Genomic DNA, 14062 nt, shown 5'->3' with positions numbered 1-14062 from the left:
TTTTTATATACGGCTAAAGCCAAAATCGTGCTCCACCAGCAGAGCTGGTGGTTTATTATTTCGTGCCGGAGCATTCTCCTTCTGAAGAACACTCCAGCACTCAACAGACTAAAGTCACCAATAAAAAAGAAAGCGTTAATTTTTTACAATTAACGCTTTTCCTCTTACTCTTTTGAATCAGGAAAATAACCTGCAATCCTTCCTGCAAAATCATTGAAATTCATTGTCTGTAAAATAATTTTTCCTGGACCTGTAAGTTTCGTCAAAAACAATCCTTCTCCTCCAAAAAATATATTTTTCACACCTTTTACTCTTTCTATTTCATAAGATACACTTTCTTCAAATGCAACAACGTTTCCTGTATCTACAAGAATCATCTCACCTGGAGCCAGTTCCTTTGTGATAGCATCTCCATCAATTTCAAGAAATGCTGTTCCTGTTCCGGAAAGTTTTTGAAGAATAAAACCTTCCCCGCCAAAAACACCTGCACTAATCTTTTTTGTAAATACCGTACTGAGCTGGACCGTTTTCTCTGCACATAAAAATGCATCTTTCTGACAAATCAGACTTCCATTTCCCTGAAAATCAACATTCATAATTTTTCCCGGTACAGAAGACGCAAAAGCGATTTTTGCTCCTTCCTTTTGTGCACTGTAAGTAACTACAAATAATGACTCTCCTGCAAATTTTCTTCCAAGTCCCTTTAGCAGTCCGCCTTCCATCTTGGTATCCGCCTTAACAGATGAATCCATCCAGGTCATAGCTCCTGACTGGGTAAACATTGATTCACCCTTCCCAAGTTCCACTTCCACAGCTGGTACTGTACTTCCAATAATTTCATATTTCATAACGTTCTCCTTTCGGGACCAGTTGATGCTTTATTTCTGATGATCTAAAGCAGCCTTAATAAATCCTTTAAATAACGGATGGGCCTTATTTGGTCTGGATTTAAATTCTGGATGAGCCTGTGTTGCCACAAACCAAGGATGAGATGGAATTTCAACCATTTCCACTATTCTTCCATCTGGTGAACATCCTGACAGCATCATTCCATTTGCCTGTAACTCATCACGGTATGCATTATTTACTTCATATCTATGACGATGTCTTTCATGGATTTCCTTTTCTCCATACAGCTGTGCTGCCTTAGAGCCTTCTGCCAGCACACAAGGATAAGAACCTAAACGTAAAGTTCCTCCAAGATTCTTTAATCCATCTTTATCTGGCATAATATGAATCATTGGATGTGTTGTATCCGGATCAAACTCCTGACTGTGTGCATCTTCGTATCCAAGAACATCTCTTGCAAATTCTACAAGAGTCAGCTGCATTCCAAGACAAATTCCAAGATAAGGAATCTTATGTTCTCTTGCATATTTAATAGCACAGATCATACCTTCAATTCCACGGTCTCCAAATCCTCCTGGAACAAGTATTCCATGAACTTCTCCAAGCATCTCATCCACATTGTATGAACTTACTCTTTCAGAGTCCACCCAGCGTATATTCACATCTGCAGAATTGGCAACTCCTGCATGTTCCAAAGATTCAACAACACTGATATAAGCATCATGAAGAGATACATATTTTCCTACCAGCGCAATCTCTACTTTATGTTTTGGATTCTTCCAGTTATCAATCATCTGTTTCCAGTCATCCAGATCCGGTTCCGGACATGGCATATTCAGACATGTACATACTTCCTGTGCCAGATGTTCTTTCTCCATCATCAATGGTACTTCATAGAGAACTTCTGCATCCAGATTCTGAATAACACGGTCTCTATCTACATTACAGAACTGTGCAATCTTTCTTTTAATTCCGTCATCCAGAGGATAATCAGAACGACATACAAGAATATCCGGCTGGATTCCCATTCCCTGAAGATCTTTTACACTTGCCTGTGTTGGTTTTGTTTTTAATTCTCCTGAACTCTTCAGATATGGAATCAGAGTCACGTGAATTAAAATACAGTTTTCATGTCCAACTTCATGCTGGAACTGTCTTAAAGCTTCCAGAAATGGCTGACTTTCAATATCTCCTACTGTACCGCCAATCTCGATAATGGCAACTTCCTGACGGCTGGTATCATCGCTTCTGTAAAAACGGCTTTTAATTTCATTGGTTACATGTGGAATGACCTGTACTGTATTTCCGCCATAATCTCCACGACGTTCTTTTGATAAAATACTCCAGTAAACCTTACCTGTGGTAACATTTGACTTCTTGTTCAGGCCCTCGTCGATGAATCTTTCGTAATGTCCAAGATCCAGGTCAGTTTCTGCCCCATCATCTGTTACAAATACTTCTCCGTGCTGAATTGGATTCATTGTTCCTGGATCAATATTGATATATGGGTCAAACTTCTGGCTTGTCACATGATAGCCTCTTGCTTTCAGTAATCGTCCCAGAGAAGCAGCTGTGATTCCTTTTCCTAATCCGGATACCACTCCACCGGTAACAAATACATATTTTACTGGCATGATATTTTTTCCTCCTATATGTGAATTATTCTTTATAAATCTTCTAACTAAAGTATTATGATAACATATTCTTTCTTATTTGTCATTTACTGATTGAGAAAAAAATGAAAGTGCTCATACAGCTGCTAAATAGATAGAGGATAGTATGAATGATTGATGATGATTTTAAGAAATTCGGGGGTATGTATGGCTGAAATGCCAAAAGGAACCAAGATCTTAAAATAAGGGGATCTGTCAAAAAACTTATGTGCTACTATATAAGCACTTTCTACTGATAAGTTATCATATTATATTTTCCTTGTCAACCCATTAATGTAAATATTTGTAATTTTGTATAATTTAAAACAGGAGCCAGATTTTCGTGACTCCTGTTTTACTGAATTGTATGAATATATAGAGGTTAAATTGATATTATAGTAATTCTTTTGCTGCGGTTCCTATGGTTGTGATAATGAAATAGCAGCTTGTTGCTCCTGCATCCAAAACTCCTCTGGAACGTTCTCCAAGACGGCTTGCACGTCCGATCTTTGCTACAAGATCTTTTGTTGACTGCCATCCTTTTTCTGCTGCAGCATTCATTTCGTCCAGACATTCAGCAAATTCTTTTCCTGCTTCTTTGGCTGCTACAAAAGCTTCTTTGGCTGGAACTAAAGTATCTAACAAAGATTTATCTCCAACCTGTGCAGGGCTGATATCCTGAATTCCTTCTACTGCACCTGTAATCATCTCTGCAAATACATCTGCATCAATATTTTCTGCATCTTCACATGCCATTGACATTTCATCAAATAACATTCCGTAAAGAGGTCCCATTGATCCACCAATATCCTCCAGAAGAGTAGCACCAAGGATAGATAGACCTTCTGATAAATTATAAGTCTGTCCTTCCAGTTTCTTTTCACACATGGTGAATCCTTTGTTCATATTGATACCATGATCTCCATCACCAATTTTTCCATCGATTTCACTTAAGTAATCTCTCTGTTCCTGGATTGTTTTGATTAATTTATCCACAACTACACCTGCATCTGCATTTTTAAAACTTGACATATTCCTTCTCCTTCCAAAGTCTCTTTCGTTACTGACTTTATTTTATCACAGTATATTTTTTTCCCCAAACAGTTTTAGGTTCAAATATGGCACAAATAATTGTGCCATATTTTACCTTGAGAATGTCTTCTCTATATTTATGAAAGAATTATCATTTTAAAACTGCTTTAATCCTGCAGAATTAGCCGGCATATCTATGCATTCTTTTAGCTCATCATCTAACTTCATGACTGTCAAGGTAACCCCCATCATCTCAAGCGATGTAAAATAATTTCCTACATATGAACGATGTACTTTAATTCCCTTTTCTGACAAAACTTCTTCAACTCTGTCATATACAATATACTGTTCCATCACTGGTGTTGCACCCAGTCCAGATAACAGTACAACTACTTCATCTCCACTTTCAAATGGGAGATCCGGAATAATAATATCCAGCATTTCATCTGCAATTTCACTGGCAGTCTTTAATGGCTGTACATTAATTCCTGGTTCACCATGATGTCCGATTCCAACTTCCATGGTTCCGTCTTCAATCTGGAAATTTGGATGACCTACTGCCGGAATTGTGCATGGTGCTGTACCAATTCCAACAGAACGTGTATTGTCAATTGCTTTTTGTGCTACCGCAATAACCTCATCAAGACTTCCTCCCATGGCTGCTTTGGCGCCGCCGACTTTCCACATAAGGACTTCTCCGGCAACACCTCTTCTTTTTTCGATTTCATCTTTTGGTGCAGAAGCACAATCATCATTGGCAACAACTGTTTTTACTTCAATTCCCAGTTTCTTTGCCTTACGCATTGCCATTTTTACATTCATATTATCTCCTGCATAATTTCCATACAGGCAGGCAACACCTTTTCCAGAATCTGCTTCTTTCATTGCATCTAAAAATGCCTTTGCAGTTGGTGAAGAAAAAATTTCTCCTACTGCTACTGCATCACAGAGATTTTCTCCAATATATCCTATAAAAGCCGGTTTGTGTCCAGATCCTCCTCCGGTTACGATTCCAACTTTTCCTTCTACCGGTGCATTTTTATATTTAATAACTCTTTCATTTTCTGTTGTTGATACAATATCTTTATGAGTTTTTACAAACCCTTTTAACATATCTTCAACAACATAATCAGGATTATTTACAATTCGATTCATGACCTGTTTCCTCCTATAAAGCATCTGCAATTGCTTTCAGATTTTTCAATCCTTCAATTGCCAGCTCTTCTCCTGTATCTGCAAAATTTCTCCAGATTGCACAGTTTCCTGCTAATTCTTCAAAGCTTGGATCAAATGACTCAATAACCAGAGGTCCTTCGTATCCAATTTCTTTTAATGCAAGGAAGAATTCTTTAAATGGAACCAGACCGGTTCCTGGAATTCCACGGTCATTTTCATTTACATGAACATATCCGAGATATTCTTTTCCACATTCTTTTACTGCTCCTGCAAAGCTCTTTTCCTCACGAATCATATGGAAGCAGTCAAGATGTACTTTCATATTGTCAACTCCCACGTCTTTACAAAATTGAACAGCATCTGCTGCAATATTCAGAAAATGTGTTTCAAACCGGTTAACACATTCTACACAAATGTTCACTGTTCCTGTTTCCTTTGCATATCGGGCAACCTGACGCATACATTCAACGCCCCATTCCCATTCCTGGTCTGTTCTAGGTTTCTTTGTTATATATCCCCATCCGGCATAATTTACTCCACCAAGAATAGGAGCTCCTAATTCATTACAGATATCTACACATTTTTTCATAGCTGAAACTGCTGCCTGACGGATTTCAGCATCTGGAGAAATCGGATTTGTTTCCAATGTTAATGTTGTGGTACATACACAATCTATTCCTACTCTTTCCAATTCAGCTTTTACTGCTTTTGTTGGAAAAGTATATGGATTAGCGATTGCAAAATCAATAACTTCAAATCCAAGTTCTTTTGCTTTTGGGATAATCCAAAGATGCTCTTCTTTGAAATTTTCAGCCCAGATAAATGTATCTACTCCAAATTTAAAATACATACCTATATCCTCCTATTTTCCACAAAACTGGTTTTCATAGTGCATGATACGTTCAACTTTTTCTGTAGACGGTCCATCTTTAAAAGTAAGCCCCATCCAGATATCCAGTAAATATAAAGCCAGCTGTGGTGCAATAACTCTTGCACCCATACACATAACATTTCCATTGTTGCTTAAGATAGATCTTTCTGTTGAAAATGGATCATGGCAGACTGCTGCACGTATTCCCGGAACTTTATTTGCTGTCATGGCCATTCCAATTCCCGTTCCGCATACAAGAATCCCACGATCACAAGTCCCGTCTGTTACTTTTTCACAGGTTCTCACTGCAACATCCGGATATAATTCAACTTCTCCTTCTCCTACACCATTATCAATAACTTCATGTCCTGTTTCCTGAAGTCTCTTTTTAATAGTTTCTTTTAACTCATAAGCTGCTTCATCACATCCTAATGATATTTTCATAATGATCTCCTTCTAAACTGTATAACAGTTCTGTTTCTGATTATTAATACAGGATGATAGGGTTTCCCTATCATCCTGATTTTTCTTACAGTTCTGTAATGGCAAATACTACTTTAACTGGTTTATTTTCAAAATTCACTAACTGATATTTTGTTCCTGCTGGAAGGAAGAATGTATCTTCTGGTTCCAGAACAAAGCTTTCCTGAGCATCTACCAGATTTACTGTTACAGGGCCATCAACACAATATAATGCACCATCTCCTGCATGAACATCTGGATCTGAACATCTTGGTCCATAACCACCTGCTGGAAGAATCATTTCTCCAAAATGTCCATAATCATTACTTGTAATGAATCTTAACATCATTGGATGAGTTGTTCCATGTACATTATTCAGTTTTTCAAAATCACGTACTGCATATACAGCACCTGTTTTTCTTGCTTCTTCAGGATCTACTGGCCAATGTCCAATATCATCCGTACATCCCTGTCTGGAGATATCTTTGATAGCTCCTCGCATATCAGGCAGGTTTTCATTATTTGGTCCTTTGTAGAATTTAGTTTCTTCTTCAGTTGGAATTACTGCTGGAGGAATGGATTCACTCCATGCTTTTGGTGTAATGAAATAAAGAATCCTTGCTTTTTCATCAGAAAAGTTGTGACAGCAATGCCATGCACCTTCTGGCATGAATAAACCTTCTCCTGTCTGCAGATAAGCGAACTGTCCATTACCACTTCTCTGAAGTACAGGTCCATTTAAGATATAATAGGATTCATCTCCAGGATGGATATCAAGCGGTGCAAATACTCCTCCTGGTCCTAATTCGTAAATTCCTAACATGAAAGTATCGGTTGTAATCATCGTAAATGTATTATCTGATGTAAATGCATTATCCGGTGGATACAATGCTGTAGAATAATCCTGTTTACGGATTAACATCGGTTTTTTCTTGTCCGGTTCAAAAGGGAATCTTCCCATAATATCAAATAATTTTGCCATTTTTATTTCTCCTGTCCTTTTTTATAAACTCTATTTTTCTTCTTCCGGTTTTGTAACCAATACGATCAGTGCTGCAGAAATTGCACCTGCAATAATCAATGTAATGAAGAATGGTACTACTTTATTCATCGCAAATACTACGAATACACCACCATGAGGTGCTCTGATGGTAATTCCCCATAAATAAGAGATTACTGCTCCAACTGCAGAACCAACCATGTAACATGGAATATATTTCAGATTTTTAGCTGCATATGGAATTGCAAACTCTGTGATCATACATAATGCTCCTGCGAAGCATCCTGGAATACCATCTCTGTCTTCCTGTGTAAATTTCTTAGGTGCAACTAACATAGCAAATGCCATTGCTAATGGAGGTGCACAGCAAGCAACAAAGTTTGCAGCCATTGGTGCAAAGTTTCCTGTTTCCATACATGCCAATGCAAATGCATACGCAACCTTATTACATGGACCACCCATGTCAAATGCAAGCATACATCCTTGCACAATACCAAGAAGTACCAGGTTTCCTGTTCCAAGACCATCTAGCATTTTTGTTAACCATTGTGTCAATGCTCCTAAAGGCCCACCAATTACATAATGCATCAATAAACAGATTACTGCACATCCAATAACCGGAATAATTAATGTAGGAAGAAGTGATCTTAAAGCGTTTGGTAATGGAATCTTCTTTAACCAGTTTACAAGATATCCTGCCAGGATTCCTGCGATCAAAGCACCGATAAATCCGGAACCATATCCCATTCCCCACGGATCCGTTGCCATCCAGCCTCCGAACATACCAACACAGATACCTGGTTTATCAGCAATTGAATATGCTACATACGCTCCCAGAATTGGTACCATAAATGTACCTAATCCGATTTTACCAATCCAGAAAATAGTAGATGCAAAATTTCTTCCCGGTTCTACTGTATTCGGGATATTATATCCTCCTAATAAAAATCCTAATGCTACCAGGATACCTCCGGCTACTACGAATGGTAGCATGTACGATACACCTGTTAAAAACGCTTCTTTGATATCATCAATAACATCTCTCATTTATCTTTCCGTCCTTTCACAAATATTTTTCATTTTCCTCAATTTTTGAATTTTTACTATTCCATTCCGCTAAAAATAATGTTTGGGTCCTTAATTACGTCATGTGGTTTTGTCTGAAAGATTTTGTCTTTGTAAGGTTCGAAGCGTTCTGCCTTTGTAATACCAACGTCATTGGCAAAAACGATCAAATCTGCTTCTTTGATCTCACGGGTCTTTAGCTTGTCCTCAATTCCTAAAGCTCCCTGTTTTTCAACTTTGCACTCGTGTCCCCTCTCTTTACATACTTTCATAATGGCTTCCGCTGCCATGTAGGTATGTGCGATACCGGTTGCACAAGATGTGATTGCTACTACTTTCATAAGTTTTCACCTCCCGTTTTCTTTTTCTGGCATGAAATAACATACCGATTACATATTGCTTATGCCATGAATCAGATCTTCATAGCTTTCTGCCGTTCCAAGAAGTTCTAAAAACTCTTCGTGTGCTAACATTCCTGCTAATGTTGCAAGAACTCTTAAATGGTAATCATTGGCTTGATTGTCAGAAATAGCCAATACAAAGATGTATTTGACCTCGCCCGACTCCCCTGCAGACTCATAGATGAAAGGTTCTTTACATCTACAGAATCCAATTCCTGGTTTTATAACTTCTTTACATTTTCCATGGGGAATTGCAACAAAGTTTCCCATATATGTCGGACCAAGTGTTTCTCTGTATTCAAGTGCTTCTTTGTAAGCCTTTGCGTCTGATACAAAGCCCGCTTCTTCAAATTTACGGGTCATTGCATCAAACATATCTTCTTTGTCTTTAAAAGGCTCACAATCAAGGATTACCATTTCATTAAGCAACACTTCTGCTAAATTAATGCCGCCCATGAAAGACCTCCTTATTTTCCATTTTTAAATGCGCTGATTACATCTTTTGCATAACCTTTCATAAATTCGTAAGCCGCTTCCTGTAATTCATGATATGCAATTTTTCCTTCTGTTTCTGCTACTTTATCTGCAACAAATTTTGTAGCTGCTTTTGCCATATAAGAATAGTAGTTAATCTTAGAGCATCCTGCACTTATTGCATTTTTAACCTGATCAAATTCTACTCCTGAAGCTCCATGCATTACGACACGGCATGTATCAGGAATTGCTGCACGTAAAGCTTTTACTCTGTCAATATCCAGTACTGGAGGTTCTGCATAGATTCCATGCATTGTTCCAAAACATACAGCTAATGCATCACATCCTGTTTCTTCTGCAAATACTTTAGCTTCTTCCGGCTCTGTGAAAAATTCTTTAATATCTTCATTTGTCAGAACTCTGCTTTCTGCATCTTCCCCATGTGTATCTTCTTCTGTAGATGCCATTACACCTAATTCAGCTTCTACTGTAATTCCTGCCGCATGTGCAAACTGAACAAATTTTTTAACTTTTTCCAGATTTTCTTCAAAAGGAAGTGCACTGCAATCATACATGATAGATGGGAAGCCAATCTTAACAGCTCTCATAACAAATTCATAATCGCTACCATGATCCAGATGTACACATACAGGAACTCTCGCTTCTTTTGCATATTTCAGCATAACTGGCCCGATTCTCTCAATTGGAATCAATGTATCGTGTACCTGTGCGTGGTCAATGATAATTGGAGTATTTAATTCTTCTGCTGCTCCAATAACTGCACGAACAGTTTCCTCATTAGGGGTGTTGATACAAGGAATTCCATATCCTTCTTTTTCGGCAATTTCCAAGATTTCTTTCATGTTTACTAACATTTTGACTTCCTCCTGTTAAATATAGTTAATATTTTTTATAATCTCTTTTTGAAATAACTATCTGATTTCTTCCATTAGTATTTCATAAATATCTTTTGATTCTTTAGCACTGATAATTTTTTCTATGGCCTTTTTATTGTCAATGAGACTGTACAAAAACTTAAATAATTCAACAACTTCCTGCGAATTTTCAAAATTAATAGCAATAAAAAATACAAGTTTGACTTTTGATGCAAGTGACCATTGCACCGGATACTTCATCTTCAGCAATGCAATTCCACTTTCGACTACATTTTCCTTATACACATGAGCCATGGCAATCTGGCTTCCAATGGTGGTAGGCCGTCTTTCTTCCAGCTGAAAAACTTTTTCTGTCACATCAGCGTCCAGACATCCTTCCTGACATAATAATCTGCTTGCCTCCGCAATGGTTTCCTTTTTCGTCGTTGCCATTACATCAATTAGAATCAGTTCTTCTCTAAATGTTTTTCGAACTGTATCTAGCATCTGTCTCTTTCTTTCTGTTCTTGTATAAACATCCATATAATTCATAATCTTATTCAAATCAAGCTGAGTTACATGTTTAGTTATTTCTATTGCATTACTTTGTTTCTTTTTCAAAGGTACAGTTGAAATCACCAGCTTGCCCTGAGTTTTTTCTACATCATAATCGTTTATATGAACTGTTTTTACTATTTCAAGATTATCTATTGCATTTTCAATCTTCATCACATCGTAGTTAGATGTGTAAATATCAGTTGCAGTTACCAGAATACCTTGTTTTTCATTTCTACTTTCGATAGATGCCTGATGGATCAAAAGAGTTATCCATGCAATTTCATCTTGTGTCAAAACAAATTCAAAGTTATTTTCCAGATAAAATGAATAAGTAAGGCACACTGCATAAATACTTTGAAGATTTTGCTGAATATCTTTATGTAAATCGTCCCACTCAACTAGCATATAATCGTGTTTTACTTTGACTTTCATTAAAAAAGTAGCAATCTGCTTTTCCAGCTCCCGGCGTTTTATTGTATTTTGCTTCTGCATAGCATTGAGAACAATAGAGACATAATCATTAACCAGATCCATCAGTTCATCATCTTGTACATCTGCCTGTACCTGACATGTTTTTGCCACATATAACTTAGCAGCCAGAAACTGATATTCCAGTTCCATATTTTGTTCATCTGGAAAAAATCTGTCTAAAATATCTTTTGCCGCTTTCATATAAGCTGAATCCAATTGTGTCATTGTCCGATTTTCTGAGTTGGTTACCTTTTTGCCTTCCAGAATACGTCTTTTTGCAAGCAGCAAATATTCAGTAATTCTACAAAATGCAATATCCACAAAAACCACTTTCAATTCTTTTTCTACCTCAGCAAGACAACTTTGCGTCTGCATAATATCTTCTTTTGAGTAGTAATCAGAAAAGAATGTAAAAGCTCTTTTGCTAATCCGGTAATCCAAGTTTTCTGGTAAATCGTCAATATAAGCATGTTTCCAGTATTTTGTATTTTGTGTATCTACAATTGCTTGTCTTATATCGAATTCACGGCCAACAATTTTAATTCCCTGATTTTTTCTTTTTGACAATTCTAAATGAAATTGTTTCAAATATTCTTTTACAGAATCCAGATCTTTCTGAATTATTTTCCTGCTGACACATAACTCTTCTGCAAAAAGCTGTATAGTATAGTTGGCTGGAAAATTAAACAAAATATCTAAAATATAATTTTTCCGGTAGAAAAAAGATTCCGGATTACTATTTGCGTATGAATCAAGTTCTTCCAATATTTTTTCACGCTGCTCATCTGTAGCTACAAGGCAGATTCCCTTCCTTGGTACACATAACAATTTTGCACCAAATGCTTCTACCCCATCTCCTATTTCGCTTAATGAATGCTTGATGGAACTTACAGATACTCCTGTCATTTCTGACAATTCATCTGTGGAATAAAATCCATACATATCAACCATAGACCGGATGACTTTTTCCTGTAAGTTATTCATGACAGGCCTCCTCAATGAATAAAACTTTCTGTAGCAGTTGTATGTTCTAACTACTTTATGTCTATATTATAAATGATTTTTGTCGAATTTGTACACAGCTCATAAAATCCGTTTTTGTACTGAAATTAATACAATTAGTGCAAAAAAATGATTAATTTGCCCTTACATTTTTTAATTTTACCTTTTGTATATATCAATAAATTTAAATAACAAACATTACATAAAAAGTCTTTTCCAGTGAAATTATCTAAGAACAAAGCGGACAAGTCCGCTATCAACTCCCTGTATTCCTCAATCATGAGGGACTTGCTCCTCTTTGCGTGCAAATCCACGCGGAGCGTTTTTTATTACATAGGAAATTCCCCTGAATTTCCTATGTAATAAAAAAGGGATTACAAAATAATTATTTTGTAATCCCTTTGATTTCTATATAATATTTAAATTAATTTACAATTCTTCTAACACAAACAATTCTACGATAATTTGCTCTTGGAGAAATTTTAATTCCTGTTTTTCTTGAACTTGCATGGACAATACGACCGTTTCCAATATAAATTGCTACATGTCCATCATAACAGATAATATCCCCTGGCTGTTTACTACTATAAGAAACTTTTCTTCCTGCTTTTCTAAGCTCATAAGATGTTCTTGGAAGATTATATCCAAAACAACGATAAATAGATCCAACAAATCCTGAACAGTCAGCTCCATAATTAAGATTTGTTCCTCCATATACATATGGATTTCCAACAAATCGCTGAGCGAAGCTTGCAACTTTCTGTCCTTTCTGATATGAAGTACCTGTTAATGCAGGAGCATTTGTATTAATGTAAACATATTTCTTTAAAACATAACCTGTTCTATTTCCAACTTTTACCTTACGCCAGCTTCCGCTTGTACCGTATACTGTAACAGGTGTTCCAATCTCCAGTCTTCTAATAACTCTGGATTTCTTAGACTTTCCGGTTCTTAATTTACACCAATGACGAAAAATCTTTCCGCTATATCCAGAAGCTGCTTTCACTTCCTTCTGTGGTGCTGTTCCTACACCTGCTGTTAATATAAATAAAAATACGACTACTAATACTGTAATCTTTTTCATTGTCGATTTCATTATCTTCCCTTTCAATTAAATGTTACGCTTGTATTACATTTCTATAGAATTTTACCACAAAGTGAAATAAATGTAAAGTTTTTGTCGTATTGTTCTGATTTTTATAATGTAGGAAGATTTATCTTATGATGCAAGATAAAATAGCTATATAATACAATCATAGAAGAAAGCGGAAAATCCCGCTTCAACTCCCTTTGCACATCTGCGCGGAGCGTTTTTTATTACATAGGAAATTCAAAGGAATTTCCTATGTAATAAAAAAAGGACTTACATAAGTAAGTCCTTACCGTGGGCGAGAAGATTCGAACTCCCGGCCTTCTGGTCCGTAGCCAGACGCTCTATCCAGCTGAGCTACGCCCACATTTGTTGCCTTAGACAACATCAGATATTATACTATATCTAATTATAAATGTCAATGTATTTATTAAATACTTTTAACATTCATGCCGCAGACCGGAATCGAACCGGTACTCGATTTAACTCGAACAGGATTTTAAGTCCTGCGCGTCTGCCAGTTCCGCCACTGCGGCATATATGCAGCATTTTCTGCATATAAATGGGACCAACAGGGCTCGAACCTGTGACCCCTTGCTTGTAAGGCAAGTGCTCTCCCAGCTGAGCTATGATCCCACAAATAACATACTATTTTTTAAATAGTAAACGACCCGGATGGGAATCGAACCCACGACCTCCGCCGTGACAGGGCGGCGCTCTAACCGGCTGAGCCACCGGGCCAAAATAGTTATATTATAAAAAATTTCAATGGACCCTCGGGGACTCGAACCCCGGACCGATCGGTTATGAGCCGATTGCTCTAACCAACTGAGCTAAAGGTCCTTTGAAGCCGTTGACCGGACTTGAACCGGTAACCTGCTGATTACAAATCAGCTGCTCTGCCAATTGAGCCACAACGGCACACATGAGACTATACTCATTACATGCTGAAAAGCAATGACTCCAACGGGATTTGAACCCGTGTTACCGCCGTGAAAGGGCGGTGTCTTAACCACTTGACCATGGAGCCTTTTTTCTGACCGCTTCACGGCCTTCTTTTCCTGATACCTCCCGGTATCTTGAC

Annotated in this window: 13 protein-coding genes and 7 tRNA genes; all 20 read right to left on the bottom strand. The window is 37.3% G+C overall.

The window, feature by feature from the left end; translation table 11 throughout:
- Positions 1-164: 164 nt before the first annotated feature.
- The gene (locus tag KTB61_RS12650; RefSeq protein WP_216697674.1) at positions 165-848 is read right to left on the bottom strand and encodes a TIGR00266 family protein; all 684 of its coding nucleotides are present in this window, start codon (positions 846-848) and stop codon (positions 165-167) included.
- A gap of 30 nt (positions 849-878) precedes the next feature.
- The gene (locus tag KTB61_RS12645) at positions 879-2483 is read right to left on the bottom strand and encodes a CTP synthase (protein ID WP_216697673.1); all 1605 of its coding nucleotides are present in this window, start codon (positions 2481-2483) and stop codon (positions 879-881) included.
- A gap of 411 nt (positions 2484-2894) precedes the next feature.
- Entirely contained in the window at positions 2895-3533 is a 639-nt protein-coding gene (gene dhaL, locus KTB61_RS12640; protein WP_216697672.1) for a dihydroxyacetone kinase subunit DhaL, read from the bottom strand.
- Between the two features lie 156 nt (positions 3534-3689).
- Complete coding sequence (locus tag KTB61_RS12635; RefSeq protein WP_075760222.1) at positions 3690-4688, bottom strand: dihydroxyacetone kinase subunit DhaK; 999 nt, start codon at positions 4686-4688, stop codon at positions 3690-3692.
- A 13-nt stretch (positions 4689-4701) separates the two neighbouring features.
- Positions 4702-5559: a sugar phosphate isomerase/epimerase family protein gene (locus KTB61_RS12630; RefSeq protein ID WP_216697671.1), complete on the bottom strand. Its 858-nt coding sequence runs from the start codon at positions 5557-5559 to the stop codon at positions 4702-4704.
- Positions 5560-5571: 12 nt separating this feature from the next.
- On the bottom strand, positions 5572-6024 hold the full coding sequence (gene rpiB / locus KTB61_RS12625; protein ID WP_075760220.1) for a ribose 5-phosphate isomerase B: 453 nt from the start codon (positions 6022-6024) through the stop codon (positions 5572-5574).
- A gap of 85 nt (positions 6025-6109) precedes the next feature.
- Complete coding sequence (locus KTB61_RS12620) at positions 6110-7024, bottom strand: cupin domain-containing protein (RefSeq protein WP_075760219.1); 915 nt, start codon at positions 7022-7024, stop codon at positions 6110-6112.
- Positions 7025-7054: 30 nt separating this feature from the next.
- Positions 7055-8089 carry a PTS fructose transporter subunit IIC gene (locus KTB61_RS12615; RefSeq protein WP_075760218.1) on the bottom strand — a complete coding sequence of 345 codons (1035 nt, stop codon included), beginning with the start codon at positions 8087-8089 and terminating at the stop codon, positions 7055-7057.
- Positions 8090-8145: 56 nt separating this feature from the next.
- Positions 8146-8448, bottom strand: coding sequence for a PTS fructose transporter subunit IIB (locus KTB61_RS12610; protein ID WP_075760217.1), 303 nt, complete (start codon positions 8446-8448; stop codon positions 8146-8148).
- A 48-nt stretch (positions 8449-8496) separates the two neighbouring features.
- Complete coding sequence (locus tag KTB61_RS12605) at positions 8497-8964, bottom strand: PTS sugar transporter subunit IIA (RefSeq protein WP_216697670.1); 468 nt, start codon at positions 8962-8964, stop codon at positions 8497-8499.
- 11 nt (positions 8965-8975) lie between these two features.
- Positions 8976-9857: a class II fructose-bisphosphate aldolase gene (locus tag KTB61_RS12600; RefSeq protein WP_216697669.1), complete on the bottom strand. Its 882-nt coding sequence runs from the start codon at positions 9855-9857 to the stop codon at positions 8976-8978.
- A gap of 57 nt (positions 9858-9914) precedes the next feature.
- On the bottom strand, positions 9915-11870 hold the full coding sequence (locus KTB61_RS12595; protein WP_216697668.1) for a BglG family transcription antiterminator: 1956 nt from the start codon (positions 11868-11870) through the stop codon (positions 9915-9917).
- Between the two features lie 442 nt (positions 11871-12312).
- Positions 12313-12972: a C40 family peptidase gene (locus tag KTB61_RS12590; RefSeq protein WP_230973752.1), complete on the bottom strand. Its 660-nt coding sequence runs from the start codon at positions 12970-12972 to the stop codon at positions 12313-12315.
- A 299-nt stretch (positions 12973-13271) separates the two neighbouring features.
- Positions 13272-13345: transfer RNA gene (locus tag KTB61_RS12585), tRNA-Arg, on the bottom strand.
- A gap of 83 nt (positions 13346-13428) precedes the next feature.
- Positions 13429-13514, bottom strand: a tRNA-Leu gene (locus KTB61_RS12580).
- A gap of 27 nt (positions 13515-13541) precedes the next feature.
- Positions 13542-13614 (bottom strand) — tRNA-Val (locus KTB61_RS12575).
- Positions 13615-13645: 31 nt separating this feature from the next.
- Positions 13646-13719: transfer RNA gene (locus KTB61_RS12570), tRNA-Asp, on the bottom strand.
- Between the two features lie 28 nt (positions 13720-13747).
- Positions 13748-13821: transfer RNA gene (locus KTB61_RS12565), tRNA-Ile, on the bottom strand.
- A gap of 5 nt (positions 13822-13826) precedes the next feature.
- A tRNA-Thr gene (locus KTB61_RS12560) sits at positions 13827-13899 on the bottom strand.
- 37 nt (positions 13900-13936) lie between these two features.
- Positions 13937-14008 (bottom strand) — tRNA-Glu (locus tag KTB61_RS12555).
- Positions 14009-14062 lie beyond the last annotated feature (54 nt).

Origin of the sequence: Anaerostipes faecalis, from assembly GCF_018982945.1 — a bacterium.
In the GTDB taxonomy this organism is placed as follows: Bacteria; Bacillota; Clostridia; order Lachnospirales; family Lachnospiraceae; genus Anaerostipes; species Anaerostipes faecalis.
This window is presented reverse-complemented; position numbering and strand designations above follow the sequence as displayed.